Genomic DNA, 25902 nt, shown 5'->3' with positions numbered 1-25902 from the left:
TTCAACCACGGGTCTTGCTTACGTCTATACGAAATCACGATTCCCGGCGACTTTGCCCATGGATGCCAGACTGGAAACCAGTGACTTCCTCGACTTCCTCCCCACGCCGAGCCGGTCCACTCCTCCAGCACCTGCTCGGTGTTCCCGCACGTCATGAGCGTGTCACCCATGTGGAGCATGTTCCAGCACGTCAGGCGGGTCAAGTCGGATGGCCGAACTGGACCCCGGAAGTGCTGGTTACGCGCTTGGCGAACCACGGCATCACCGGGCTTTGGTCCCACCAGTACGAGGCCGCCGACCTCGCCCACCGGGGCGTAAACGTGATCATCGCCACAGGCACCGCCTCGGGCAAGTCTCTCGCCTACCTCACGCCCGCCCTCTCCTCCGTGATCGAGGGCGGGACCGTGCTGTATCTCACACCCACCAAGGCCCTGGCCGCCGACCAGCTCCGCTCCCTGCGTGACCTGCGCCTCACCCAACTCCGTGCCGCCACCTTCGACGGCGACACCCCCTTCGACGAGCGCACCTGGATCCGTCAGCACGCCAACTACGTCCTCACGAACCCCGACATGCTGCACCGCAGCCTCCTCCCCCGGCACTCGCAGTGGTCCACCTTCTTCCGCCGCCTCCGCCTCGTCATCGTCGACGAGTGCCACGGTTACCGCGGCGTCTTCGGCTCCCATGTCGCGCAGATCCTCCGTCGTCTGCGTCGAGTCGCGTCCCGTTACGGCTCCTCCCCCGTCTTCTTCCTCGCTTCCGCCACCGCCAGCGACCCCGCCCAGTCCGGCACCCGCCTGACCGGTCTGGAGATGGCCGAGGTCACCGTTGACGCCTCCCCCCGGGGCTCCACGACCTTCGCCCTCTGGGAGCCCCCGCTGACCGACCTGCGTGGCGAGGGCGGTGCCCCTGTCCGCCGTACCGCGACCGCCGAGGCCGCCGACCTCCTCGCCGACCTCGTCCTGGCCGACGTCCGTACCCTCGCCTTCGTGCGTTCCCGCCGCGGCGCCGAGACCGTAGCTCTGTCCGCCCGCGCCAAGCTCACCGACGTCGCCCACTCCCTAGCCGCCACCCCCCACCACCACGCCACCCCCTCTCCCCACCCCGCCACCAGCTCTCTCCACCCCGCCACTGACCCTGCCCACCCCGCCACCGCCCCTGCCCACCCCGCCACTGACCCTGCCCACCTCGCCACTGACCCTCTGCTCTCCTGGGATGACCTCCTCCCCTCTCGCCCCGCCGTGCCGACCGACTCTTCCGAGTCACCCTCCGCGCAGGCCGGCTCTCCACAACCTGGGGACGAGGCACCTTCCGCACCCTCCGCCCCTCCACAACCTGGGGACGAGACACCCGCCACAACTCCCGCCCGGTCCCGACCTGGGGACAGCGCCCTCTCCGACGCAGAACCCCTGTGTGACGACAAGCGCGTCAAGCCTGTAGATGCTGACGAAGGCACCGTCGAAGAGCCCGCAGACGTAGCCCTAACTGCCGCCAAGGACGGGCCCTCGGTTCCGTTCCCGCGGTCGACCTCGGACGGCCTGGCAGAACCCGCCACCTCAGGCGCCTCCAAGGCTCCAAGTAGCTCAGGTGCCGGAGCTCCAGCAACCTCCGGCTCCGACGCCGCCACCACCGGAGCAAGCGAAGCCGACGAGCTGGCAAGCCTCCCGGACAAGGTGGCCGCCTACCGGGCCGGCTACCTGGCCGAAGACCGCCGGGTCCTCGAACGCGCGCTCCGCTCCGGCACTCTCCTGGGGCTGGCCTCCACCAACGCCCTGGAACTCGGCGTGGACGTCTCCGGGCTGGACGCCGTGCTGATCACCGGCTGGCCCGGCACGCGCGCCTCCCTCTGGCAGCAAGCCGGCCGGGCAGGCCGCGACGGCCAGGACGCGCTTGCCGTACTGATCGCTCGCGACGACCCCCTGGACACCTACCTCGTCCACCACCCCGACGCCCTCTTCGGCCAGCCGGTTGAGGCGATCGTGCTCGACCCCGACAACCCGTACGTCCTCGGACCTCACCTCTGCGCAGCGGCGGCCGAGATTCCGCTGACCGAGGCCGACCTGTCTACCTTCGGTCCGACCGCTCCAGAGGTCCTGGAAGATCTGGTACGGCAGGGCCTGCTCCGCAAGCGCCCGGCCGGCTGGTTCTGGACCCAGCGCGAGCGTGCCACCGACCTGGCCGACATCCGCGGCTCGGGCGGCGCCCCCGTCCAGGTCGTCGAAGCCGCCACCGGCCGCCTGCTCGGCACGGTCGACGAGCCCTCCGCCCACACCACGGTCCACACCGGCGCCGTCTACATCCACCAAGGCGAAACCTTCCTCGTCGACGAGCTCGACCTGGACGCCGGAGTCGCCCTCGTCTCCAGTGCTCAGCCCGACTACTCCACCTTCGCCCGCGACGTCACCGACATCACGGTCCTGTCCCCCCTGCGCTCCCATGCGCTGGGCGCAGCCAACCTGCACTTCGGCGAGGTCGAGGTCACCCGCCAGGTGGTCTCCTACCTCAAGCGCCGCATGCAGACCGGCGAACTGCTCGGCGACGAGCCCCTTGACCTGCCGCCCCGGACCCTCCGCACCCGTGCCGTCTGGTGGACCCTCCCGCCCGAGGTCGTCGCCCCGCTTGCCGAGGCCGGCCTCGACCTGGGCGGATCCGCTCACGCGGCCGAGCATGCCTCCATCGGCCTCCTCCCGCTCTTCGCCACTTGTGATCGCTGGGACATCGGCGGCGTCTCGACCGAGGTGCACCCTGACACCGGCCAGCTCACCGTCTTCGTGTACGACGGGCATGAGGGCGGGGCCGGCTTCGCCGAACGTGGCTACTCTCGTGCTGCCGACTGGTTGACGGCCACTCGGGAGGCGATTGCCTCGTGCGAGTGCGACCGCGGGTGCCCGTCGTGCATTCAGTCGCCGAAGTGCGGAAACGGGAACGAACCGCTCGACAAGGCCGGCGCCCTCCGACTCCTCGACACTCTGCTGAATGAGAACTGATCGCGACTGGTTCACGTAGGGCATTTGGCTGCAGGCTCCTGCACGGAGTCCGGCTTGAGGACACGGAGCCCGGGCTTGAGGACACGGAGTCCGGGCTTGAGGACCTGCCGACCCGCCTGGTGCTCGCCACCCACTTGCCCAGACTGTGCCGCGGAGGCTGCGGTCCCTCGCCCACGTCACCGTCAAGATCCGCGAAGTGGTCGAAGACCCGGCCGATCAGAGATGGGTCAGGGGTGCTGGCCGGGGACCGGGGCGAAGGCTGAGCTCAAAACAGAGGGGAGCCTCGAGACAGCGGGGAGCGGAGTGGTACGGACCGGGCCGAGGCGGGTCGGGCCGGCGCGGGCGTGGACGACCACGGTCCGGACGCCGACTATCGGCAGTTGGGCGCGTACCGAGACGTCAACGTCCACCACGAGGTCGGTGACCGCGCACCGTTGAAGGGCGCTCGAGTTCAGGGTGGCGACGCGGGCTGCGGCGCGGCAGGCGCCTTCCGGGTCGGTCAGGACGAGCTGTGCAGCGGCGAGTGCGCTGAGGTCAGCTCCGGCTTGTGCACGGTGCCGGGCTACCCGGGCTGCGCCGATGGTGGCGACGGCTGTGGACACGATCAGCAGCATGGCCATGGCGGCCACGCCCCACAGGGTGCCTGACCCGCGATCTCGCCTTGCCGAATTTGAGCGGACGGGGCGGGAGGGGGCTGCGATAGACGGCACGTTGGGGTCCTTCAGGGCTCGGTGATGGTGGTGGAGCTGGCAGAGACGGTGACCGGCGGTAGGGGCAGGCCCCAGGTCGGGCGCATTCGGAGGGAGACCTCGGCACGGGTGGTTTCCGAGGTGACGTGGAGTTCGACCGAAGCGCCTGGGCGTACGGCGGAGCGGGCGATTTGGCGGACGCGGTCGGGGGGCTCGCCGCGTGCCGCTGCTCTTGCTGCGGCTCGTGCGGCGTCTACGCATTCGAGTTGGGCGCCGACCACCTGGACCGCCCACACGCCTGCGGCCAGGACGATCATCAGGGCGGGGAGCATCGCTGCCGTCTCCGCAGTCACCGCACCTCGGCTGCTTGTGGTGCGGCTCTTGGATCTCGTTGCTGGGGCTTGGAGTGGTCGGCGCCTCAGCCTCGGTCGGGGCGGTCTCGCTGGGTGTGAGCGCACAACTGGTTCCTTCGCGAGGCTGAGGCGGGGGTTGGTGGTCAGTGGCCGGAAGGGTGCGGCGTGCCGTACTGGGTGGCAGGAAGTCAGTGCAGACGTGCACAGGTGGCGGGACGGAGGCTGGGCTCGCGTGATGAGGTAAAGGCTGGGCTCGCCTGATGGGGTGGGGCCGGGCTCGGTGTGGGGCGCCCGGGGAGACTCAGCCGGTGGTGTTGAGGGCGCGGTCGATGAGGCTCGACAGCATCTGCTGGACCTCGGGGCTGCTGACGACCTTGAAGAGCAGTGCTGCGAATGCGCAGGCTGCGATCGTTCCTACGGCGTACTCGGCGGTGGACATCCCGCGGTCTCGGCGTGGGACGGATACGTGGGCGGCGAGCTTGGTCTTCAGGTGGGTCAAGCGGTGGTGCGCCTTGGGTGCGCTGTGGATGGCAGGGTCCGTGGTGGTGGGGTGCGGGGTTGTGGGGTCCGGGGTGGGGGTGTCGCTCATGGCGCCTCCTCCTCGTGGGCCAGAGCTTGCCTCCGGCGCGGTGGCTTCAGGGTGCTCGATGGCGGTGTCGGGGCGGGGGCGCCGAGCGCGGTTCTGTGGATGAAGTGGCGAGCTGGAGTGGGTGTGGATAACGGATAGCCCTGAGGGAGCTGCTGGGCACAGGAAGGGTCGGCGCGGCATTTTGCTCGGCCGGGGGCGGCACGTAGGGCCCGGGATGGCGCACGGCGGACGGACACCGATGTGGGAGGGGCCCGTCGAGGTCAGGGCCCTACCGAGATCAGAGGCGCTGTGTAGGTCAGGGGCACCGCAGAGTTCAGGGGCGCCGCAAGGTCAGAGGTGTCATGGAGTTCAACGGGCTGTGGAGCCGGGAGTGCCGCGGAGCCGGGAGTGCGGCGGAGCCGGAGGTGTCGTGGCCCTGAAGGGGCGCGGGGAGGAGGGACCCCCGCAAATGTCAGGAAGTGGGGGTGCGGAGGGAGTTCAGGAGGCGGGTGAGGGCGGTTTGGGTGGTGCCGAGGGCGTCTGGGGTGGTGGTGCTGGCTAGCCAGAGGGCGGCCTCGTTCATGGCGCCGGAGAGGAGGTGGGTGAGGGGGGCGACGGGTTGCGGGGGGATGAGGTGGGCGTCGATCAGGGCGGTGAGGGCCTCGGCGAGGTGGCGGGCGGAGGTGGCTTCGTCGAGAGTGCGCCACTCGTTCCAGCCCAGTACGGCGGGGCCGTCGATGAGCATGATGCGCTGGACGGCTGGGGCGGTGCTGGCGGCGAGGAAGGCATGGCAGCCGGCGACGAACTGGGACCAGGGGTCGGGCTGGGCGTCGGCGGTCTGGGCGACCTCGCGGGCGACTTCGGCCTGGACCTCCGCCAAGACGGCGCGGAAGAGATCGGCCTTGCTGGCGAAGTGGTGGTAGAGCGCGCCCTTGGTGACGCCGGCGGCGGTGACGATCTGGGCCAGGCTGACTGCCGCGTAGCCCTCCGCGGTGAACAGGCGTCGGCCCTCACGCAGCAGGGATTGGCGGGTCTGGTCGCGCTGGTCGGCTCGGCTGATCATTCACTCTCCTCGTTGACATACCGATGGTACGCCAATAGATTTCACATACCAACGGTATGCGAAGGAGGAATCATGAAGCTGACCAGCTTCTATCCGGTTATCTGCAGCTCACGGGTCCAGGAGGCTCGGGAGTTCTACGTGAAGCACTTCGGGTTCGAGGTGACCTTCGAGGCGGACTGGTACGTCAGCCTGCGGCGGGGCGGCGCTCAGCCGTACGAGCTGGCTCTGCTCGACCACAGCCACCCGACGTTGCCCGAGGCGTACCGCCAGCCGGTGCGGGGGCTGCTGTTGAACTTCGAGGTCGAGGACGTGGACGCGGAGTACCAGCGGCTCGTGGTCGAGGGCGGGCTGACGGCCGAGCTGGAGCTGCGGAGTGAGGCGTTCGGGCAGCGGCACTTCATCGTGGCGGACCCGGATGGGGTGCTCATCGATGTGATCACGGAGATCCCGCCCGGGGAGGAGTTCGCCGGCAACTTCGTCGAGGCCTAAGGGGGCGTCGGGAGGACGATGCTGCTGGCCAAGCCCGCGATGACCGGGATGATGCCGAGCAGGACGAACGCCGGCAGGAAGCACAGGCCCAGAGGGGCGACTGCCATGACGCCGACGCGTCTGGCTCGGGCCATGGCGGCGGTGTGCGAGGCGGCGCGGGCGTCGTCGGCCAGGCGGGAGAGGACGTCGGCCACCGGGGCACCGCTCTGAGCGGCTCGGACCATGGCTCGGGCGAGCTGCTTCGTGGCGCGGTCGTCGCCGAGGCTGGCCCAGGTGGGGTCGGGGTCGGCGCCGAGGCGTAGCTGGCCGCTGACCCAGGTGAGGCGTTCGCCCAGGGGGCCGCCCACGGTGGTGCCGGCTATGGCGGTGGCCTCGCTCACCGGCTGGCCGCCCTGGAGGCAGGCGACCATCAGGTCTGCGGCGAAGGGCAGGTCTGTTGTGATGCGAAGGCGGTCTTTGGCTCGTTCTGGGGGCTCGCGTTTGGCCAGGATGATGGCGGCTGTCACGGCGATGAGTGGGCCGGTCAGGAGGCCGGGGATGCCGCCGATGGCTAGGGCGGCTAGCAGGCCGGCGGTTGCGGCCAGGGTGAGGGTTCGGCGGCGGCTGGCTGGCTTGGGGGTCCAGCCGGGGGTTGTTGGGTCCGGGGTCTGAGTGGTTTGAGGGCGTTGGTGGAGTTTCGCCAGGCGGTCGGCTGGGGTTCTTGGTGGTAGCCAGAGCCAGGTGGCGGTGCAGGCGGCCAGGACGGCCAGGGCTTCGATCATGGGTTGCTCCGCAGGCTTGGGCGGACGGGGCTCCAGTGCGCCGGACTTGGCCCCAGGGTTGCAGCGCTCAGGGCACCGGCTTAGGGCTCCGGGCTAGCGCCCCGCACGACAGGGCCCGCAGGCTGGTGCAGCTCGCGGTCTCGCCGTCGCTGGCCAAGGCCATCGGGATTCTGGTGCGCGGAGCTCAGGTGAACGGGGCTTCGGTGCGCGGGAGTCGGCCTTGTCGGGGCTGGGCTTTGAGGGTTGGTGGCAGGACCTGTTCGTTGTGAGGGTCGGTCCGAGGTGGGTTAGGTCTCTGCTTGTACGGCCATGCGGTGGGTCCACCAGAGGCCGCAGGCGTCTAGCGCCAGGCCCAGGAGGAGGCAGGCCAGGCCGGGGAGGCTGCCGAGGAGGAAGCCGAACGGGTCCATGCCGAGGGCTAAGGCCATGAGCAGGCCGAGGGCGGGCAGGGCGGCGAGCATGCGGGCGGTGGCGCGCGGGCCGGCCAGTTGGGCGGCGACGTCCTGGCGGTGGGACTGGGCGGTGCGGAGGGAACGGGCTACGCGTTCCACCAGGGCGGACAGGCCTGAGCCGACGGTGACGCTCACCTCCCAGCAGGCGGCCAGGCGGTGGAAGCCCTCGCCGCCGGTGCGGGGGGCGATCTCGCGGAGGGTGCGGGCTACCTCGCCGCCGTCCCGGGCGGCTGCGGTCAGGAGGCGGGGGGCTTCGGGTGTGGGGAACGTGGTTGCGGCGACTGCGCGGGTGAGGGCGTCGCCGGGTGGAAGGCCGGCGGACAACTCTGCGCACAGGCCGTGGCATAGCTCCAGGGATGCGGTGCGCCAGGCGTCGGCTCGGCGGGTCGGGCTTGGGCGGGTCAGACGGGCTTGTACGGCCTGCCAGTTGAGAGGGGTGGTGGGAAGGAGGAGGTGGGTTAGGCGGGTGCTGGCTTGGGTGGGGCCAGTCCAGAGCCAAACGGCCAAGGCGGTGGCGATGGCGGCGATGAGGACGGTGGTGGTCATGGGGGCCTTCAGTGGTGCGTCCGGCACGGGCGGTGGGCGTGGCGGGGTTAGCCGTGTCGGGGTTGGGGGTGGAGGGCGGGGGCTCTTTGGGTGAGGGGGGTGAAGGCTGGGCCGATGTTGGTGGTGCCGGCGGCGGTGAAGGTGAGCGCCGGTTCGGAGACGACCAGGCCTGACGGGGTGCGGGTGAGGAGGCAGATCTCGGAGACGCGGCGGCGACCGGTCGAGCGGTCGCGAGTGAGGTGGACGACGACGTCCAGGGCGGCGGCGAGTTGGCTGTGAACGGCCTCGCGGGACAGGCCGGCGGCGCAGGCCAGGGCTTCGAGACGGGCGGGGACATCGGCTGCGGCGTTGGCGTGGAGGGTGCCGCAACCGCCCTCGTGACCGGTGTTCAAGGCGGCCAGGAGGTCGATGACTTCGTTGCCGCGTACTTCGCCGACCACGAGGCGGTCGGGGCGCATGCGCAGCGCTTGCCGTACAAGATCTCGGAGGGTTACGCCGCCGGCGCCTTCGAGGTTGGCGGGGCGGGTTTCGAGGCGGACGACGTGAGGGTGGAGGGGGCGGAGTTCGGCGGAGTCCTCGGCCAGGAGGAGGCGTTCGCCGGGGTCGGCTTGGGAGAGCAGGGCGCTGAGCAGGGTGGTCTTGCCTGTGCCCGTGCCGCCCGTCACGAGGAAGGCAAGGCGCGCTGAGACGACGGCGGTGAGGACGGGCAGGGCGTTCGCGGGGACCGTGCCGGCGGCGACCAGGTCGGGGAGGGTGAAGGTACGGCGGGGCGGCAGGCGGAGGGAGATGCAGGTGCCGTCCGAGGCCACGGGCGGAAGGACCGCATGCAGGCGGACTCCGCCGGCCAGGCGGGCGTCGACGTACGGCGAGGCGTCGTCGAGGCGGCGGCTGGCTGCGGCGGCCAGGCGCTGAGCCAGGCGGCGGACGGCCGCGTCGTCGGGGAAGGTCACGGTGGTACGACGGAGGCCGCGGCCGTCGTCGATCCACACCTCCCGCGGGCCGTTGACGAGGACGTCGGTGACTTCCGGGATGGCCAGGAGCGGTTCGAGGGGACCGGCGCCGATGAGGTCTGCGCACAGGGCTCGGGCCACCTGGAGGATCTCGGCGTCGCCGTACATGGACTTTTCGGCGCGCAGGGCTACGGCGACCTGGGCGGCGGTGGGCTCGACCCCCGTTCGGGCCAGGCGGAGGCGGACGGCTTCGACCAACTCGGCCGGGACCGGCGGGTGGGTGGGGGCGGGCGTGGTCATGGGAGGAGGTCGCGGATCAGGTCGCCGCAGGCTCGGCCGAGGGGGCTGCGTGGGGTCAGGGGTGGGAGTTCGCCGCGGTTGAGGATCGCGGTGAGCTTGGGCTGGTCGGGGAAGGTGGCGGCCAGCGGGACGTCGAGGGAGGCGGAGACGATTTCGTCGTTGATGGCGCCTGGCCGGGCTACGAGGGCCAGGTCGGCGGTGTGTTGCTGGACCTCGCCGATGACCTGGGAGGCGGCCAGGATGCCTCGGACGTTCGCGGAGACCACGGCGTAGGTGATCGTTGCGCGGGTGAGGGCCTCGATGGCCGCTGCGTCGAGGTGGCGAGGGAGGTCGACGACGACCAGGTCGAAGCCTCGGCGTCCGGCTTCCAGGACTGAGCGCATGGCCTCCGGTGGGATGAGCTGGGGGCCGCCTCGGCAGAACGACAGGATGGACAGGTCGCCGAAGCTGGGCAGGGCTTCGCGGAGGGCGGTGGCGGAGACGCGGCCCTCTCGGGCTACGAGGTCGCCCCATCTGGAGCCCTTGGCGTCTTCCTTGCCCAGGAGGGAGTCGATGCCGCCGCCCATGGGGTCGGCGTCGATGAGCAGGGTGGACAGCTTTTGGCTTGAGGCGTGGAGGGCTAGGCAGCCGGCCAGGACTGTGGCGCCTGCGCCGCCGCTGCCGCCTACTACGCAGAGGACTGCGCCGTTTCGGTGGGTTGGTTCGATGAGGTCGGCCAGTTCTTCGACCAGGTGGCGTTCGGCGGTGGGGAGGTCTAGGACGGCTCGGGCGCCTACGGCTACGCAGCGGCGCCAGGTGTCGGGGTCCTCGGGGGTGCGGGTTACCAGGAGGACTCGGTCGCGTGGGGGTGGGGCGGTGGCTGCGACCGCGTCGGCCAGGTCTGGGCCGATCAGGACCACTGGGGCGAGGTTCCAGTGGGGGCGGGCGTGGGCTGGGGCATGGGCGACGTCCAGTTGGGCGCCTGCGGCGGCGGCTATGCGGACGAGGTCGTCTAGGAGGTCGCGGTCTTCGGTTATGACCAGCGGGCGGTTCATGGGGATGAGGGTGTCGGTGCGGGTGGGGGTTGGGTTGGGGGTGAATGGGGTTCTGGGGATAAGTGGGGGTGGGGTGGGGTTGTGGATAACCGGTGGCCTGGGGGCTGCGGAAGGCCCGTGTGGGTCGGGTGGGGGTGGGGCGGTTGGCAGCGGGGCGGAGGTTGGGCCGAGACGGCGAGGTGGCACGGTGGACAGCGCGGGGTCGGCTCGGTTGGGGCCTCGTTGCAGGTCTGCTGTGGGCCGGGCTTGCCGGGGAAGCGGGTTGGGCTGAGTGGGTCAGGCCGGAGCGGGCGCCGAGCGAGGGCGTGAGCAACGCCAGGTGAGGGCGCGGGCAAGCCGGATGGAGGCCGGGCCTGGAGGGAGGCCTAGCGGGGGCGCGCGTGGAGCCGAGGAGACGTCGTGGCGGGGGCGGGCGCAGCACTGGCCTGGCCTAGGGCGGACGTGGACCGGGGGACGGCGCGCGCCCCGTACGGGGCGCGGGGCGGGGCCGGGGCGTGGCCCGAGGACGGGCCGAGGACGGTGGATGGTTGAGCCGGGTGTTGGCTTGGCGCGCGGGCGGCCTTGGGGGTCGCGGGGGGATGGCCGGCCGATGAGGCGGGTGGCCCGGAGGCGAGTTGTAAAGGGGAGAAAAGCGGCGACCCCCGCCGGGGGGGAGAGCGGGGGTCGCCTGACCGGTCCGGCTCCGGGGGGGTAGAGCCGGTCCCGTTTCAGAAGAAAGCTTTCATCACTTGACCGGAGCATGGCAAGGGACTTGCAAAGCAAACCCGTGCGCGGTCGCTCCAGTTTCGGGAGATACCACCGTATGCTGCCCGATCCGAACGAGTTTCGTCGAGGAGCAATCTCGCATTTTCGCTAAGTTTTTTCGGGGGTGACAGGAGGCGATCACGGTGGGTGATCAAGGGGTGGGGGCATGGGTGGGTAAAGGTCTTGGTTTCGGGGGTTCCCAAGTGACCGGATCCGTCGTAGAAAGGTGACACGGACCACTTGTCCGGGTGCGTCTACCAGGCACCCACGCGCGACCAGCCGCGGGAGGCGCGTCGAGACGGGCTTGACCCGCTCCGACGAATTTAGGTGCACGCTTGGTAACCAGGTATGGCGCACGGCAGACGGCGTCTCATCACTGAGACGCCGTCAGCTATTTGGGGCGGGTGGCGGCAAGCACTCCGGCGGGCCCCTCAGACGATCTTCAACCACTGGGCCTGCAGCCTGGACCATTGGACCGGGGCCGCGGCCTGGACCCTTGAGCTACAGCTTTCAGCGCCCGGGCTGTCCTGTGCCTGAACTCTCCGCCCGGCACGTGCGGCGTCCGAGCCGGCCACCTGCGGCCGTCGAGCTCTGCCCGCCTTCGCACGTTCGCGGCCTCCTGCCTGCCGAGGATCCGGAACGCCCTCTCGCAGCCGTCCCGCACGCACGGCTTGGAGAGCTCTGGAAGCCTCTTGGTCACTGCGAGGGAGCACGGCACCCCAAGAGTCCGTCCAGCCAGCCCCACAGGCCTCACAGGGACTCCTGAGAGCGGGCGGGCATCTCGAGCCCGCCCCACGGCCACCCGCCCGCTACAGACCCGCTCAGCGACGCACACAACGCAGTGAGCAACGACGCCCACCCAAATCACCCAGAGCTTCACCCAGCCCCGCCTCAGCCCGCGCGTCTGAGGGATCCAGGCAGGGGTACTGGACGAGGCTGCGGTGCTGGGCTGACGGCTCCACGGCTTGGGTTTCGGCCTGGACGCGCAGGCTGTGAGAGGCCCGGGGGTAATGCGCCGCGAGGTCCGGGCGAAGGTGCGGCTGGGTCAGCTCGCGAGGGTCGCAGGGCTGGCCAGGGGTGGCCGTCCCAGGGGTGCCTGACTAGGAGTGGTTGCTCAGGGTGGCTGGTCAGGGATGTCTGGCCAGGGTGGTTGGGCTCTGGGGTGCTGGCCGGGGGGTTAGCCGCGTTGCATGGCTTCGCAGATGGCGGTGGTTTCGCGGACGCCGAGGATGACGGCTTCGGCGCAGTGGCGGAGCCAGGTGGCTACGCCGGTGGGGGTGCCGGTGGTGTAGCTCTTGAGGGCGGCCGAGTAGTCCAAGGACAGGTGGCCGATCTCGGAGGGGACCAGGGACTTGGGGTCCAGGCCGAACTCGACGAGGGTGAGGCGCTCGGCGGCACGGGCGACGACGCCGTCGGCGGTGCCGAAGAGGTCGAGTACGGCCAGCTCGGCGTGGACGACTGCGGCCAGGACCAACGCCGGGGTCTTGGTGCCGGTGATGATGAGGGAGACCAGGCCGTCCAGGCGGGTGGCCAGGGCTTCGTCCTGACGGGGGCGGCCCAGGGAGGACTCCGGGGCCAGGCCGTGGGCGGCGACGGTGTGGAGGCGGGCCAACACCTGGCGGGGGGCTGTGCGCCAGGTGGAGCCGAGGCGTCCGATCTCTGCGGAAGCTCTGAGGGCGCCCTGGACTGTGGGGTCGTCGATCTCGCCTGCGCGGAGGGGGGTGAGGTCGACGTCCACGCCGGACAGGGCGGCTGAGGCTCTGGCGCCTCGGAGGGCGGTCTCGGCGGAGACCTCTGGGCTGCGGCGGCGCAGTACACGGTGGCGGTACAGGCGGTCCACGGCCTTGCGGGCCTCCTCGACGGCCTCGGGGACGCCTGGGAGCTGCGCGATCACTGCCAACGGGTCGGTCACAGGGACGACCTTACCGGCGGGTAGGGGTGGAGCGCGGGAGTGGTGCTGGCCCGGTGGCGCACTGACTGGGAAGGGCCAGCGAGAAAGAGGTCAGCCCCGGAAGGGTCGGCGTGAGAAGGGGCCGGGCGCGAGAAGGGGCCGGGCGCGAGAGGGGGGCGGCGAAGGTGAACTCGGCGACGGGTGGAGGAATGGCGGGCCACACCCGGCACCCCGCCCCGCAAAGAGCCCTCACCCCCGAAAGCCACCCCGAAAGCCACCCCCGAATCAGGACCCAACCACCCCGCAAATGATCAAGAAAACCCACCCCTCAAAACCCACCCCCGCATTTACCCCACCCCACCATTCTTGATTTCAAGATGACAACGGTTTAATTGCAGTTGTCGCCACCCTTGACAACCCCGAATAGGTACAGACCTGTCTAGACCTCTTGTCTTCACCACCCCCCACCTGGTGAAGTGGGACCCGACCTATGCCTTCGAAGGAGTACGAAGTGGCCGATAACGCCCCAGAGACCCAGGAGACGCTGTCCAATCTCCTGCAGGAGACCCGTCGGTTCGCGCCGCCGGCCGAGCTCGCTGCGGCGGCCAACGTCACCGCCGCCGCCTACGAGGAGGCCGCCGCCGACCGTCTGGGCTTCTGGGAGCAGGCCGCCGACCGGCTGACCTGGGCGAAGAAGTGGGACACCACGCTGGAGTGGAACCCCCCGTTCGCCAAGTGGTTCGTGGGCGGCGAGTTGAACGTGGCCTACAACTGCGTCGACCGCCACGTGGAGGCCGGGCGCGGCGAGAAGGTCGCCTTCCACTGGGAGGGCGAGCCGGAGGGCGACAGCCGTACCATCACCTACCGCGACCTGCAGCGGGAGGTCAACAAGGCGGCGAACGCGCTGATCGAGCTGGGCGTCGGCAAGGGCGACCGCGTGGCGATCTACATGCCGATGATCCCCGAGCTGCCGATCTCGCTGCTGGCATGCGCCCGCATCGGGGCGATCCACAGCGTGGTGTTCGGCGGGTTCAGCGCGAGCGCGCTGCAGAGCCGGATCGAGGACGCGGACGCCAAGCTGGTGATCACCGCCGACGGCGGTTACCGCCGCGGCGCGCCGAGCGCGCTGAAGCCGACCGTGGACGAGGCCGTGGCGAACACGCCGAACGTCCAGAAGGTCCTCGTCGTCCGCCGGACAAATCAGGAAATCGCGGTGAACGACCGGGACGTCTTCTGGGACGACGTCGTCGCCAAGCAGTCCGAGGACCACGAGGCCCAGCCCCACGACGCCGAGCACCCGCTGTACATCCTGTACACCAGCGGCACCACCGGCAAGCCCAAGGGCATCCTGCACACCACCGGCGGCTACCTGACCCAGTCGGCCTACACCCACCACGCCGTCTTCGACCTCAAGCCGGAGACCGACGTCTACTGGTGCACCGCCGACATCGGCTGGGTGACCGGCCACTCCTACATCGTCTACGGCCCGCTCGCCAACGGCGCGACCAGCGTGCTGTACGAGGGCACCCCGGACACCCCGCACCGCGGCCGGTTCTGGGAGATCGTGCAGAAGTACAAGGTCACGATCCTCTACACCGCCCCCACCGCGATCCGGACCTTCATGAAGTGGGGCGACGACATCCCCGCGAAGTACGACATGTCCAGCCTGCGGGTCCTGGGCAGCGTGGGCGAGCCGATCAACCCCGAGGCCTACGTCTGGTACCGCGAGCACATCGGCGGCGGCCGTACCCCGGTCGTGGACACCTGGTGGCAGACCGAGACCGGCGCGATCATGATCAGCCCGCTGCCCGGCCTGTCCCACGGCAAGCCCGGCGCCGCGATGCGCCCGCTGCCCGGCATCGTCGCCGACGTCGTCGACGACCAGGGCAACAGCGTGCCCAACGGCGGCGGCGGCTTCCTCGTGGTCAAGGAGCCGTGGCCGTCAATGCTCCGCACCATCTGGGGCGACGACCAGCGCTACGTCGACACCTACTGGAGCCGCTTCGAGGGCATGTACTTCCCCGGCGACGGCGCCAAGAAGGACGAGGACGGCGACCTGTGGCTGCTCGGCCGCGTGGACGACGTCATGCTCGTCTCCGGCCACAACATCTCCACCACCGAGGTGGAGAGCGCGCTCGTCTCGCACCCGAAGGTCGCCGAGGCGGCCGTCGTGGGCGCCACCGACCCGCTGACCACGCAGGCCATCGTCGCCTTCGTGATCCTGCGCGGCGGCGCCGAGGAGGGCGCGGACATCGCCAAGGACCTGCGCGACCACGTCTCCAAGACGCTCGGCCCGATCGCCAAGCCGCGGCAGATCCTGGTCGTCCCCGAGCTGCCGAAGACCCGCTCGGGCAAGATCATGCGCCGCCTCCTGCGTGACGTGGCCGAGAACCGCAGCATCGGCGACGTCACCACGCTGGCCGACAGCACCGTGATGAACCTCATCTCGGAGAAGCTGCCCAGCGCCAAGTCCGAGGACTAGCGACACCAGGGGGGGTACGGCATGCGGGCCGTACCCCCACATATAGGCTGATCACCAGGTGTGCCGGGAAGTCTGGTCGGCGTTTCGGGGGAACCGATTCAGCGATCCGAGCCATCGAGGGAGATCACGTGCGCCGCGCCGCGGAGAAATGGCCACTACGCCCGACCGTCCACTACGCGAAGACCCTGGCCGAGGCGCTGCGCCTGGAAACCATCGGCGGCATCATCATGCTCGTCGCCACGGTCACCGCGCTGGTCTGGGCGAACGTCTCCAACGACACATACACCGCACTCCAGCACATCCGGCTCGGACCGCTGGAGCTCTACCACTGGGCCCAGAACGGCCTCCTGGCGATCTTCTTCTTCGTCGCCGGCCTGGAGGTCAAGGAGGAGTTCGTCCACGGCGAGCTCGCCAACCTGCGCAAGGCCGCCCTGCCGATCATCGCCGCCATCGCGGGCATGATAGTCCCCGCGGTCGTCTACCTCGCGGTGAGCTGGGGCGCCCCGGACGCCGCCCGCGGCTGGGCCATCCCGACCGCCACCGACATCGCCTTCGCCCTCGCCGTGCTCGCCGTCACCGCCAGCGCGATGCCCGCGGCGTTGCGCGCCTTCCTGCTGACCTGCGCGGTCGTCGACGACCTGGGCGCGATCAGCATCATCGCCATCTTCTACACCGAGCACGTCGACCTGCTCATGCTCGGCGGCGGCGTGCTCGCCATCGCGCTGTACGGCGTGCTCCAGGCCAAGCGGGCCGGCAGCCTGTGGATCTACCTCCCGCTCGGCCTGATCGCCTGGGGCTGCCTGGAGGCCAGCGGCGTGCACGCGACCGTCGCGGGCGTCGCACTGGGCCTGCTGACCAACATCGCCAACATCGAGAAGGCCGATCACTACACCCGCCCGATCTCCGCCGGATTCGCCGTTCCGGTGTTCGCGTTCCTGTCGGCCGGTGTGTCGCTTGCCGGATTCAGCACGATCTTCGACGATCGGGTAGTCATGGGAGTGATTGCTGGGCTCGTGATCGGGAAGTTCGTCGGCGTGTTCGGCGGGGCCTGGCTGTCGGTACGGCTCGGCCTGGCCAGACTGTCGGAGGAGTTGCACTGGCGCGACATGGCTGCGGTCTCGTTGCTGGGCGGTATCGGGTTCACCGTCTCGCTGCTCATCGGGAACCTCGCCTACGGCGACGATCCCGCGCGGTCGGCGGCCGTCACGACCGGAGTGCTCACCGCTAGCCTGATCGCCTCGGTACTCGCCGCCGTGCTGCTGCACGTCCGGGTTCGCAAGCGCCGCGAGGCAAGATAGGAGACCTCATGTCCCAAACCTCCGACATGCCGCAAGCTCCGGAAGTCGAGGAGAGCCTCGGCTCGCTGGTCGCCCAGGCCACCGACCAGATCTCCACGCTGGTCCGCTCCGAGATCGAGCTGGCCAAGTCGGAGCTCAGCTTCAACCTCAAGAAGGTCGGCACGGCCGCCGGAGCCTTCGCCGGCGCGGCGTTCATGCTGCACCTCTGCCTGATCCTGATCTCCTTCGCCCTGGCCTTCCTGCTCGCGCTCTGGCTGCCCGTCTGGGCCTCCTTCCTCATCGTGACCGCCGTCTACCTGCTGGTGGCCGCGGGCGCGATCTGGTTCGGCGTGCGCAAGCTCAAGGGCATGGACGGCATGAAGCGCACCACCCGCTCGCTCAAAGGCCTGAAAGAGATCGCGGAGCCGGCCGATGGCACACCCTGACGAGTCCTTCGTCGAGATCGAGGGCCCCTGGACCCACCGCGCGGTCCACGCCGGCGGCACGCGCTTCCACGTGGTCGAGGCCGGCGAGGGCCCGCTGGTGCTGCTCCTGCACGGCTTCCCGCAGTTCTGGTGGACCTGGCGGCGCCAGCTCGTCAGCCTCGCCCAGAACGGCTACCGCGCCGTCGCGGTGGACCTGCGCGGGTACGGCGGCAGCGACAAGCCGCCGCGCGGCTACGACCTGCCGACCCTGGCCAGCGACGCCACCGGCCTGATCCGCGCGCTCGGCGAGACCGGCGCGATCGTGGTCGGCCACGACTGGGGCGGCCTGCTCGGCTGGACCATGGCCGCGCTCTCCCCCAAGTCGGTGCACCGCCTGGTCGCCGTCAGCGCCCCGCACCCGCTGCGGCTGCGCAGCGCCCTGCGGACCGACCCGTTCGGCCAGCTCCGCGCCAGCGCCCACTTCTTCGGCTTCCAGCTACCCTTCCTGCCGGAGCGCCGACTGGCCAAGCACCTGGTCGGCCGCCTGCTCGACACCTGGTCGGGGCCCGGCTGGCCGGACGAGGAGAGCGCTCAGACCTACCAGCGAGCCTTCCGGATCCCCGCCGTGGCGCACTGCGCGCTGGAGTACCACCGCTGGTTCGGCCGCTCCCAGCTCCGCCCCGACGGCCTGCGCTACGCCCGCGCGATGCAGGCCGAGGTCGAGGCGCCCACGCTGCACCTGCACGGCGCGCTCGACCGCTGCATGCTGCCCCGCACCGCGCAGGGCTCCGGCCGCTACGTGGCCGCGCCGTACCGCTGGCGGCTGCTGGAGGGCGCCGGGCACTTCCCGCACGAGGAGCGGCCCGAGGCGTTCGACACCGAGCTGCTCGGCTGGCTCGCCGACGAGGAGCCCGACCGGTGAGCCGCGACCGCGACACGCAGGGGCGCCCGCGCAACGCCCGGCCGCGTGACGAGTACGGCAGGCCGCTCCCCTACGGCACGCCCGGCGTCGACCGCGTGCCCGACGACTACGCGCCCACCGCCGAGCAGGCGCTGGACGACGCGCGGCAGTTGCTGGCCGAGGGCCGGCCCTTCCACGCGCACGAGGTCTTCGAGGGCCGCTGGAAGTGTGCCCCGGAGCCCGAACGCGAGCTGTGGCAGGGCCTGGCGCAGATCTGTGTGGGCCTCACGCACCTGCAGCGCGGCAACCGCACCGGCGCAGGCCAGCTCCTGGCCCGTGGCGCGGCCAAGGTGCAGGCCTACGGCCCGCCGTACGAACCGGCCGGCCGGGCGGCGGCCAGCCTCGACGCCGGCGCCGACTCCGCCGAGGAGGCCATCCAGGCGGTACGGCAGGCGCTCCCCTGACCCGCGGCTAGTCGCACGACTGGGTGCCCTGCGGCGTGGTGTCGTCGCGCCCCTGCTCGATGTCGCTGCGGACCTCGTTGGCGGTCAGCGCGTACCCGGTCTCGGCCTGGTTCGTCGCCGCGGCGAAGATCACGCCGTAGACCCGCCCATCGGTGGTCAGCAGCGGCCCGCCGGAGTTGCCGGGCAGCACCCGCCCGCGGATCTGGTAGACCTCGCGCGTCACGTTCGAGCTGCGGTAGATGTCGGGCCCCTTGGCCATCTGGGTGCGCGCGATGCGGGCCGCCTCGGGCGTGAAGCCCTTGCCCTTCGGGTAGCCCGCGATGATCGCGTTGGCGCCCCGCTCGGCGGTGCCGTCGAACTCCAGCGGCCGCTGGTTCAGCCCCGGCACGTGCAGCACCGCGATGTCACGCCGCGGGTTGTACCGCACCACGGTGGCCAGGTGGACCTTGGAGTTGTGGTCGACCACCCGCAGCTCGGCGGTGACCCCGGCGACCACGTGCGCGTTGGTCATGACGTGGTCGTTGGAGAAGACGAACCCGGTGCCCTCGATGACCTTGCCGCAGCTCTCGGCGGTGCCCTTGACCTTCACGATCGCCTCGCGGGCCCGCTCCAGGCGCGGGTTGCCGCGCAGCACGCCGGTGTCGGGCGGGGGCACGTCGGTGAGCTGGGTGCCGCCGATCGCGTCGAAGACCGGCGGGAACTCCGAACGGTCGATGAACTCCTTGAACGGCTTCTGCCAGTCCTTGGCCGCCTCGGGCACGGCGTTGTCGACCGTGTTGAGCAGCAGCGAGTTGCGGATCTGGTCGACGATCGGGGCGAAGGAGCTGGCCACCAGGAGGCTTCCGACCAGCCAGGCGAACACCAGCACCGACAGCCCGCTGGCCAGCGTGCCGCCCAGCGCGTCGACCATCTTGGCCGGCTCCCACGTCACGTGGCTGCGGATCACCGCGCCGATCGTGGAGGAGGCGAACTGCCCGATGGTGGCGGTCAGGAAGACGATCACGATGGCCAGCAGCGCCTGCTCGATGTCGCCGTCGACGACCCCCTTGGCGAGCGGCGGCGCGATGAAGACGCCGAGCACCACCCCTCCGGCGAACCCGACGAAGCTCATCGCACCGATGATGAAACCCTGCCGGTAGCCCGAGATGCCGAAGGCGATCACGAGGCCGATCAAAATGAGGTCAAGCAGATCGCCGCGCACGCTTCAAAGGTATCCAGCGGAACAGTCAATTGTGCAGGTGTTCGGCGAGGAACGGTTGACCACCGGAAATACCTTCGCGGTATGGAAGCCTTCATCGTGGCCCGCCGTCTGTGCGCCAGTGACACGCTCGCCGAGCGGCTGCGCGGGGTGGACCTGATGCGCTCGGTGGCCGAGAAGGACCGCGCCAGGCTGGTCCTGCGCTACCTCAGGGCCAGCGAGACCGACGAGACCCTGCTGTGGGCCATCGACGGCGCCCTAGCCGCGTGCGGCGAGGTTGAGGACGTCGGGCGGTAGGTCCTCCACCCGTTCGCGGTCCCAGGGCCGCTCGAAGCCGCTCCAGCGCAGCACGTTGTCGAGGATGCCCGCGGTGAAGCCCCACACCAGCAGGCCGCGCACCCGGAAGGCCGGGCCCGCGTAGCCGCTCGGGTGGCGCAGCTTGAGGCGGTTGGCCGGGTCGGCCAGCTCGGCGACCGGCACCCGCTCGACCGACTCGACCTCGTCGGGCGCCGCCGGATGCACCGCGCAGGGCGTGTGCCACCAGCCGACCACCGGGGTCACCCGGTTGTCGCTGCGCCAGACGTAGAGCTCGGGCATCGTCCCGATCACCTCGACGCCGGCCGGGTCGAGCCCAGTCTCCTCCTGCGCCTCGCGCAACGCCGCCCCGACCGGGCCGCCGTCCTCCGGGTCGACGCCGCCGCCGGGGAAGGCCGGCTGGCCCGCGTGCCGCCGCCCGCGCGAGCTGCGCTGGATCAGCAACACGTCCGGGCCCTCGCCGAACAGCAGGAGCACCGCCGCCGGCCGCCCGCTCCCGTCGGCCGGCGGGCGCACGCTCAGCGGCACGGGGGCCTGCGCGGCCTGTGACACGAGGGTGTGGAGCCATTCGGGGGCCATGGACGCTCCAACATCGGTCCGGGCGGAAATATTCACGAGAACGGGCCGGACCTGACGAGCTTGGTCGCCGTGGCCGCGTCCGTGGGGCCGGCGCCGTACGCGGGGCACAGGGCCGCCAGCGGGCAGACCCCGCAGGCCGGGCGCCGGGCATGACAGATCCGGCGCCCGTGCCAGATCACCCGATGGGAGAACCACGTCCACTCCCGCCTGGGGATGAGCTCGGCGACCGCGTGCTCGATCTTGACCGGGTCCGTCTCCTCAGTCCAGCCGAAGCGCCGCACCAGCCGCTGGAAGTGCGTGTCGACGGTCAGGCCCGGCACGTCGAAGGCGTTGCCCAGCACCACGTTGGCGGTCTTCCGGCCGACGCCGGGCAGCGTGACCAGGTCCTTCAGCTTGTTGGGCACCACGCCCCGATAACGCTCGCAGACCGCCTGGGCCATGCCGATGATGCTGTTGGTCTTGGCGCGGAAGAAGCCGGTGGACCTGATGATCTCTTCCATCTCGGCGCGGTCGGCGGCCGCGTAGTCCTCCACCGTGGGGTATTTCGCAAAAAGAACCGGGGTGACCATGTTGACGCGCTTGTCGGTGCACTGCGCCGACAGAATGGTGGCGACCAGCAACTCCAGCGGACTGCCGAAGTCGAGCTCGCAGTGGGCATCGGGGTAGGTCTCGGCCAGGATGCGGTCCATGCGCCGTGCCCGCCGTACCAGCCCCAGCCGGGTCTCCGGCTTCCGCGTGTTCAAGGCCATGATGCCAGCCTATGGGTGGGGTGCGTCACAATGAGAACAGAGGAGGCAAGAGTGAACACCGAAGACGTGCTGGGCAAGGCCCCCCTGTTCGCCGCGCTCGACCGTGAGAGCGCCGCGGCGCTGCGGACGAGCATCACCGAGGTCCAGTTGTCCAAGGGGCAGACGCTCTTCAGCGAGGGCGAGACGGGTGACCGGCTCTATGTCGTGCTCGAAGGCAAGATCAAACTCTCGCGCACCTCGACCGACGGGCGGGAGAACCTGCTCAGCGTGCTGGGGCCGAGCGAGATGTTCGGCGAGCTCTCCCTGTTCGACCCGCGGCCGCGCACGGCCACCGCGACGGCGCTGACCGACGTACGGCTGGCCGGGCTGGGCCACGACGACCTGCGCCCCTGGCTGACCGGACGGCCCGAGGTGGCGCTCCACCTGCTGCGCGCCCTGGCCCAGCGGCTCAGGCGCACCAACGACGTGCTGGCCGACCTGGTCTTCACCGACGTGCCGGGGCGGGTCGCCAAGCAGTTGCTAGACCTGGCCGAGCGCTTCGGCACCAAGACCGAGGAGGGCGTGCGCGTCCACCACGACCTCACCCAGGAGGAGCTGGCCCAGTTGGTCGGCGCCTCCCGCGAGACGGTCAACAAGGCGCTGGCCGACTTCGCGCAGCGCGGGTGGCTCCGGATCGAGGCCAAGGCGGTCACGATCCTCGACCTCGACCGGCTCTACAACCGGTCCAGATAGTCGAGCTGGGCCCGCACCGACCATTCGGCCGCGGGCCACAGGCTCGGGTCCACCTCGGCGTAGACGATCTCCACGATCTCGCGCGGCGTGCGCGCGCCCTGCCGCAGGGCGGCTCTGATCTGGTCGAGCCGCTCCTGCCGGTGCGCGCGGTAGGCCTCCAGCACCGCCAGCGGGTCCGGGAGCACCGGGCCGTGTCCGGGCAGCAGCGCTCGCGCGCCCAGCGCCTCGGCGCCGCGCACCAGGCGGTCGAGGCTGCGCAGGTAGTCGCCCAGGTCGCCGTCGTGCGCGATCACCGTCGTGCCGCGGCCCAGGATGGTGTCGCCGGTGAGCATCGCCCGGTCGGCCTCGATCCAGAAGCACAGCGAGTCGAACGAATGGCCCGGCGTGCCGTACACCCGGATCTCCAGCCCGTCCACGTCGATCACGTCGCCGTCGGCCAGGCCCTCCTCGCCCAGCCGGTGCTGCGGGTCCAGGGCCCGCACCGGGGCGCCGGTCAGCTCCGCGAAGCGCCGCGCGCCGCCGCTGTGGTCGTGGTGGCCGTGCGTGAGCAGGATCTGCGTGACCTGCCCGCCGTCCAGGTGCTTCACCACGCGCTGGAGGTGGGCCTCGTCGTCGGGACCTGGGTCCACGACCACCACGCGCCGCCCGGTCCCGATCACCCAGGTGTTGGTGCCGTCGAGGGTCATCGGGCCGGGGTTGGGGGCGAGCAGGTTGCGGGCGTGGGCGGTGCTGGAGCCGTCGGGGCTGCCCACGGGGATGTAGAGGCCGCTCATACGTCCAGTCTGACCTGTCCGTCGATCTCGACCACGCGCGGCTGCACCCGGACGATCTCCCGCTCGGCGGCGAGCACCGCGGCGCTCTCGCCGTACTCGGCCAGTTCCCCGAGGGTCACGTAGGTCGGCGGCATGAGGAAGATGTCCCCGCGCTCGGCCCGGTTCAGGGCCTCCCGTGGGCGGGCCCAGCACACCTGGTCGGCCTCGCCGCCGACGTCCCTGGTCCGCTGTCCGTACGGCAGAGCCGCGGCGAAGAAGCGGGTGTCGAACCGCTTCGTCTCCACGTCGGGCGTCACCCAGTGCGCCCAGGCGGTGAGCAGGTCGGTGCGGAGGACGAGCTCGCGGCGGTCGAGGAAGTCGGCGAAGGCGAGGCCGCGGTCGATCAGGGCCAGCCGGTCGGCCTCCCAGTCCTCCCCCGTGGTGTCCGCGACCACCTCGTCGGGGCCGGGACCGGCCAGCAGCACCCCGGACTCCTCGAACGTCTCCCGCACCGCCGCGCACACCAGGCCGCGCGCGGTGCTCTCGTCCGACTGCAGGATCTTGGCCCACTCGGCGGGGCTCGGCCCGGCCCAGGCGAGGGCGTGGTCGGTGTCGCGCGGATCCACCGAACCGCCGGGGAACACGTACGCGCCGGCCGCGAACGCCATCGTCGCCTTCCGCCGCAGCAGGTAGACCTCCAGGCCGCCCGGGCGGTCACGCAACAGTGCCACCGTGGCCGAGTCCCGTGCGGGAACCGGGTCGATGCGGCCGGCGGCGATGGCCCTCGCCCGCTCCAGCAGCTCCTGCGGCAGTTCCACCCAGCCTCCCTAGAACATCACTCGGTCATATTACGATCAGGCCTTTCGCGTGGAAAGGGTGCCTACCTGTGCGCAAGCTCCCCCTGGGCTGGTTAGCGGCGTCACTCAACCTGGCGGTCGTTTTGATCGCCGTCGCCATCAGCTTGGTGCGGGGCTCGCTCGACCCGGCCTGGACCGTCGTCCAGTGGTACCCGGCGCCGTTCTCGGAAGTCTCCATCCCGCTCGTCCTGATCGGGCTGCTCCTGGTCGGGCTGGCCAACTCGTGGATGTTCTGGCAGGTGCTCAAGGGCCCGGCCGAGCGCTTGCCGCTGTCCCCTCGGGCGCGCGGGCTGCGGTGGCTGCTGTACGTCTACGTCGTCTGGCGGCTGCTGCCGGTTCCGCTCGCCGAAGGGCCGGCAACCGCGGTGGACGCCGCTCTGTGGGTGTCGATCGTGGTCCTGTTCGCGGGGGTGGTGACCGGCTCCGGGCGGGGGTTCCGGCTCGCCATGATCGCCTTCAGCCTGCTGGCCGCCGGGGGCGGCCTGCTCATCGAGACCGGCGTCCTGGTCCGTGTCGCCCAGGCCACCCCGATGCTGGTCCTCGCCGTGGCGCTGGCCCTGGGGGCGGCGGCGCTGACCGGGCTGATCATGATGCTGATCGCGCAACGCCGCGACGGACGCTGGAGCCGGGCGACCCTGGTGCTGGGGGCGCTGCAGTTCCTTTCCTTCCTCCCTTCCGTCGTCGGCGGCCTGTTCGGCGAGCCGGTGCGCGGCCTCCTGGAGGTGGTGGCGCTCTTCGAGGTCGTCTGGCTGGCCCGGACGGCCCACGAGCTCAGCTCCCCCACCACCGGGTCGGAACCCGCCCCACTCCGGCCACCCGCCTGGCTCCTGATGCCGGCGCTCCTGCTGATCGCGCCCGAGGCCCTGCCGCACGACACCGCCACCTGGCGGGACGCGGACTGCTCCTCGATCCCCCGCTACGCCGACGCCTCCCCGCAGGAACGGCGGCGGGCCTATCTCTGCCTGGCGGCGAACGAGGGGTACGGCTTCCTCCGCGACGAAGCGGTCACCGATCGGCACCTGCTGTCCGAGGGCTGGAAGCGGTGCGCGGCCGGAGGGATCAAGAAGGGGCGGGCGGAGATCCTGGTCTACCTGTGCCCGGACGCCGTCGCGCGGGAGCACCCCGACCTGCTGCTCTCCTCGGCGCAGCTCCGGGAGCGGCAGACCGCGGAACAGGCCGAGCGGCGCACGGCGCTGGCCGCTGAAGCCGCCGAGTATGCCGGGAGCTGCCGCGACCCCTGGCCTACGCTGCGGGCCGTACACGAGGTCACCGCGGCCCATCTGCCCACCGACTGGGACGGCTACCGCGTCTACGACGGGCGGGCGGCGAGCCTGGACGCGCTGCAAGCCGAGCAGCTCGACTACGACCGGCCGCTTGTGGCCGCCGGTGGCGCGGCCGTGGTGACCACCACGATCGAGTACGGCGGCATCTGCGTGACGGTGAAGCTGGTGAACACGCCCCCGCCCCTGCGCCGCCGGGGCTGGGACGCCGTGGCCGAGGCGGACCTCCGGCTCACCACCGGCCGCCTGCATCTCAGGGGCCGGGGCCTGAAGGTCGCCCTGCCCCTGCCCAAGGCGGGAAGGTACCGGGTCCGGCTGCACACCAGGACGCTCGACGAAGGCGTGGGCGAGGACCTGATCGTGGTGTACCCGGAGCCGCGTGACCGCAGCCGGACCCGAGAGCTCAGCGCACCTCGGCGATGAGTTCGACCTCGACCGGGACGTTGCGCGGGAGCACGGACACCCCGACGGCGCTGCGCGCGTGGACGCCGGCGTCGCCGAAGATCTCGCGCAGCAGGTCGCTGGCGCCGTTGCCGACGGCGGGCTGGTCGTAGAACTCCGACCAGCTGGCCACGAAGACGACGACCTTGACGATGCGCACCACGTCGTCCAGCGACGAGAGCTGGGTGCGGAGGGCGGCGACGGCGTTGAGGGCACAGATGCGGGCCAGCTCGACGCCCTGCTCCAGGGTGATCTCCGCGCCGAGCTTGCCGGTGGCCACGACCTGGCCGTCGACGATGGGCACCTGGCCGGAGGTGTAGACGTAGCTGCCGGAGCGTACGGCAGGCGTGTAGGCGGCCAGCGGCGGGACGACCTCGGGCAGCGTGATGCCCAGCTTGGCCAGGCGCTCCTCGTGCCCGCTCACGCCTTCTCCCGCTTGAAGTAGGCGACCAGGTTCTCCGGGTTGAGGCCGGGCACGACCTGGACGAGTTCCCAGCCGTCGGCGCCGAAGTTGTCGAGGATCATCTTGGTGTTGTGCACCAGCAGCGGCGCGGTGAGGTACTCCCATTTCTTCATGGGGCTCAGCGTAGTGTGACGGAGGTCAAAGGCCCGTGCGAGGTTTCAGC

The 25902-nt window shown here is 70.9% G+C and carries 26 protein-coding genes; 10 read left to right on the top strand and 16 right to left on the bottom strand.

Going from position 1 to position 25902, the window contains the following annotated elements; genetic code table 11:
* Window positions 1-62: 62 nt before the first annotated feature.
* Window positions 63-2984 carry a DEAD/DEAH box helicase gene (locus AB0I67_RS08240; protein WP_357919574.1) on the top strand — a complete coding sequence of 974 codons (2922 nt, stop codon included), beginning with the start codon at window positions 63-65 and terminating at the stop codon, window positions 2982-2984.
* 227 nt (window positions 2985-3211) lie between these two features.
* Here the strand turns inward: AB0I67_RS08240 and AB0I67_RS08235 are convergent, their stop codons facing one another.
* The 4 genes from AB0I67_RS08235 to AB0I67_RS08220 form a co-directional block, all read right to left on the bottom strand.
* Window positions 3212-3694 carry an Rv3654c family TadE-like protein gene (locus tag AB0I67_RS08235; protein WP_357919571.1) on the bottom strand — a complete coding sequence of 161 codons (483 nt, stop codon included), beginning with the start codon at window positions 3692-3694 and terminating at the stop codon, window positions 3212-3214.
* 11 nt (window positions 3695-3705) lie between these two features.
* Window positions 3706-4026, bottom strand: a complete 321-nt coding sequence (locus AB0I67_RS08230; protein ID WP_357919568.1) for a TadE family type IV pilus minor pilin — start codon at window positions 4024-4026, stop codon at window positions 3706-3708.
* Window positions 4027-4327: 301 nt separating this feature from the next.
* Window positions 4328-4615 carry a DUF4244 domain-containing protein gene (locus tag AB0I67_RS08225; RefSeq protein WP_357919565.1) on the bottom strand — a complete coding sequence of 96 codons (288 nt, stop codon included), beginning with the start codon at window positions 4613-4615 and terminating at the stop codon, window positions 4328-4330.
* A gap of 451 nt (window positions 4616-5066) precedes the next feature.
* Window positions 5067-5657 carry a TetR/AcrR family transcriptional regulator gene (locus AB0I67_RS08220; RefSeq protein WP_357919562.1) on the bottom strand — a complete coding sequence of 197 codons (591 nt, stop codon included), beginning with the start codon at window positions 5655-5657 and terminating at the stop codon, window positions 5067-5069.
* A 72-nt stretch (window positions 5658-5729) separates the two neighbouring features.
* On the opposite strand from AB0I67_RS08220, the gene AB0I67_RS08215 reads away from it, so the two are divergent.
* On the top strand, window positions 5730-6146 hold the full coding sequence (locus AB0I67_RS08215) for a VOC family protein (RefSeq protein ID WP_357919559.1): 417 nt from the start codon (window positions 5730-5732) through the stop codon (window positions 6144-6146).
* On the opposite strand, the gene AB0I67_RS08210 is transcribed toward AB0I67_RS08215, so the two are convergent.
* The 5 genes from AB0I67_RS08210 to AB0I67_RS08190 all read right to left on the bottom strand — a co-directional run bounded on the left by AB0I67_RS08210 (window position 6143) and on the right by AB0I67_RS08190 (window position 12845).
* Window positions 6143-6907 (bottom strand): type II secretion system F family protein, encoded by a 765-nt coding sequence (locus AB0I67_RS08210; protein ID WP_357919556.1) that lies wholly within the window; start codon window positions 6905-6907, stop codon window positions 6143-6145. The two genes, AB0I67_RS08215 and AB0I67_RS08210, sit on opposite strands and share 4 nt — an antisense overlap.
* Before the next feature lie 287 nt (window positions 6908-7194).
* Window positions 7195-7905, bottom strand: a complete 711-nt coding sequence (locus AB0I67_RS08205) for a type II secretion system F family protein (RefSeq protein ID WP_357919553.1) — start codon at window positions 7903-7905, stop codon at window positions 7195-7197.
* Between the two features lie 47 nt (window positions 7906-7952).
* Window positions 7953-9155, bottom strand: coding sequence for a TadA family conjugal transfer-associated ATPase (locus tag AB0I67_RS08200; RefSeq protein ID WP_357919550.1), 1203 nt, complete (start codon window positions 9153-9155; stop codon window positions 7953-7955).
* Window positions 9152-10189 (bottom strand): septum site-determining protein Ssd, encoded by a 1038-nt coding sequence (ssd, locus tag AB0I67_RS08195; protein ID WP_357919547.1) that lies wholly within the window; start codon window positions 10187-10189, stop codon window positions 9152-9154. Before ssd ends, AB0I67_RS08200 begins: the two co-directional genes overlap by 4 nt.
* Window positions 10190-12110: 1921 nt before the next feature.
* Complete coding sequence (locus AB0I67_RS08190) at window positions 12111-12845, bottom strand: oxidoreductase (protein ID WP_357919544.1); 735 nt, start codon at window positions 12843-12845, stop codon at window positions 12111-12113.
* 490 nt (window positions 12846-13335) lie between these two features.
* Between AB0I67_RS08190 and acs the strand changes: the two genes are divergently transcribed.
* The 5 genes from acs to AB0I67_RS08165 all read left to right on the top strand — a co-directional run bounded on the left by acs (window position 13336) and on the right by AB0I67_RS08165 (window position 18373).
* Complete coding sequence (gene acs / locus AB0I67_RS08185; protein WP_357919541.1) at window positions 13336-15306, top strand: acetate--CoA ligase; 1971 nt, start codon at window positions 13336-13338, stop codon at window positions 15304-15306.
* A 128-nt stretch (window positions 15307-15434) separates the two neighbouring features.
* The gene (gene nhaA / locus AB0I67_RS08180) at window positions 15435-16604 is read left to right on the top strand and encodes a Na+/H+ antiporter NhaA (RefSeq protein ID WP_357919538.1); all 1170 of its coding nucleotides are present in this window, start codon (window positions 15435-15437) and stop codon (window positions 16602-16604) included.
* Between the two features lie 8 nt (window positions 16605-16612).
* On the top strand, window positions 16613-17029 hold the full coding sequence (locus tag AB0I67_RS08175) for a phage holin family protein (RefSeq protein ID WP_357919536.1): 417 nt from the start codon (window positions 16613-16615) through the stop codon (window positions 17027-17029).
* Window positions 17016-17930 carry an alpha/beta hydrolase gene (locus AB0I67_RS08170; protein ID WP_357919533.1) on the top strand — a complete coding sequence of 305 codons (915 nt, stop codon included), beginning with the start codon at window positions 17016-17018 and terminating at the stop codon, window positions 17928-17930. The genes AB0I67_RS08175 and AB0I67_RS08170 overlap by 14 nt, the downstream gene beginning before the upstream one ends.
* Window positions 17927-18373, top strand: a complete 447-nt coding sequence (locus AB0I67_RS08165) for a DUF309 domain-containing protein (protein WP_357919530.1) — start codon at window positions 17927-17929, stop codon at window positions 18371-18373. Before AB0I67_RS08170 ends, AB0I67_RS08165 begins: the two co-directional genes overlap by 4 nt.
* 7 nt (window positions 18374-18380) lie before the next feature.
* Here the strand turns inward: AB0I67_RS08165 and AB0I67_RS08160 are convergent, their stop codons facing one another.
* Entirely contained in the window at window positions 18381-19574 is a 1194-nt protein-coding gene (locus AB0I67_RS08160; protein ID WP_357919527.1) for a MarP family serine protease, read from the bottom strand.
* A gap of 81 nt (window positions 19575-19655) precedes the next feature.
* On the opposite strand from AB0I67_RS08160, the gene AB0I67_RS08155 reads away from it, so the two are divergent.
* On the top strand, window positions 19656-19868 hold the full coding sequence (locus AB0I67_RS08155; protein ID WP_357919524.1) for a hypothetical protein: 213 nt from the start codon (window positions 19656-19658) through the stop codon (window positions 19866-19868).
* On the opposite strand, the gene AB0I67_RS08150 is transcribed toward AB0I67_RS08155, so the two are convergent.
* On the bottom strand, window positions 19830-20465 hold the full coding sequence (locus tag AB0I67_RS08150; protein WP_357919521.1) for a CoA pyrophosphatase: 636 nt from the start codon (window positions 20463-20465) through the stop codon (window positions 19830-19832). The two genes, AB0I67_RS08155 and AB0I67_RS08150, sit on opposite strands and share 39 nt — an antisense overlap.
* A 32-nt stretch (window positions 20466-20497) precedes the next feature.
* A complete protein-coding gene (gene nth / locus AB0I67_RS08145) occupies window positions 20498-21214 on the bottom strand; it encodes an endonuclease III (protein WP_357919518.1) in 717 nt (238 codons plus the stop codon).
* Between the two features lie 51 nt (window positions 21215-21265).
* Here nth and AB0I67_RS08140 point away from each other — a divergent pair, with 51 nt between their 5' ends.
* Complete coding sequence (locus AB0I67_RS08140; protein WP_357919516.1) at window positions 21266-21946, top strand: Crp/Fnr family transcriptional regulator; 681 nt, start codon at window positions 21266-21268, stop codon at window positions 21944-21946.
* On the opposite strand, the gene AB0I67_RS08135 is transcribed toward AB0I67_RS08140, so the two are convergent.
* Window positions 21928-22719, bottom strand: a complete 792-nt coding sequence (locus tag AB0I67_RS08135; RefSeq protein WP_357919514.1) for an MBL fold metallo-hydrolase — start codon at window positions 22717-22719, stop codon at window positions 21928-21930. The genes AB0I67_RS08140 and AB0I67_RS08135 overlap by 19 nt on opposite strands.
* On the bottom strand, window positions 22716-23516 hold the full coding sequence (locus tag AB0I67_RS08130; RefSeq protein ID WP_357919511.1) for an NUDIX hydrolase: 801 nt from the start codon (window positions 23514-23516) through the stop codon (window positions 22716-22718). The genes AB0I67_RS08135 and AB0I67_RS08130 overlap by 4 nt, the downstream gene beginning before the upstream one ends.
* A gap of 68 nt (window positions 23517-23584) precedes the next feature.
* Here AB0I67_RS08130 and AB0I67_RS08125 point away from each other — a divergent pair, with 68 nt between their 5' ends.
* The gene (locus AB0I67_RS08125) at window positions 23585-25258 is read left to right on the top strand and encodes a hypothetical protein (protein ID WP_357919508.1); all 1674 of its coding nucleotides are present in this window, start codon (window positions 23585-23587) and stop codon (window positions 25256-25258) included.
* Here AB0I67_RS08125 and AB0I67_RS08120 read toward each other — a convergent pair.
* A complete protein-coding gene (locus AB0I67_RS08120; RefSeq protein ID WP_357919505.1) occupies window positions 25239-25700 on the bottom strand; it encodes a RidA family protein in 462 nt (153 codons plus the stop codon). The genes AB0I67_RS08125 and AB0I67_RS08120 overlap by 20 nt on opposite strands.
* Entirely contained in the window at window positions 25697-25852 is a 156-nt protein-coding gene (locus AB0I67_RS08115) for a hypothetical protein (RefSeq protein WP_357919502.1), read from the bottom strand. The genes AB0I67_RS08120 and AB0I67_RS08115 overlap by 4 nt, the downstream gene beginning before the upstream one ends.
* Window positions 25853-25902: the final 50 nt, after the last annotated feature.

The sequence above is a fragment of the Nonomuraea sp. NPDC050310 genome, assembly GCF_040655795.1.
In the GTDB taxonomy this organism is placed as follows: domain Bacteria; phylum Actinomycetota; class Actinomycetes; order Streptosporangiales; family Streptosporangiaceae; genus Nonomuraea.
Note: the sequence above shows the minus strand (reverse complement) of the source record. Positions and strands in the feature narration are given on the sequence as shown.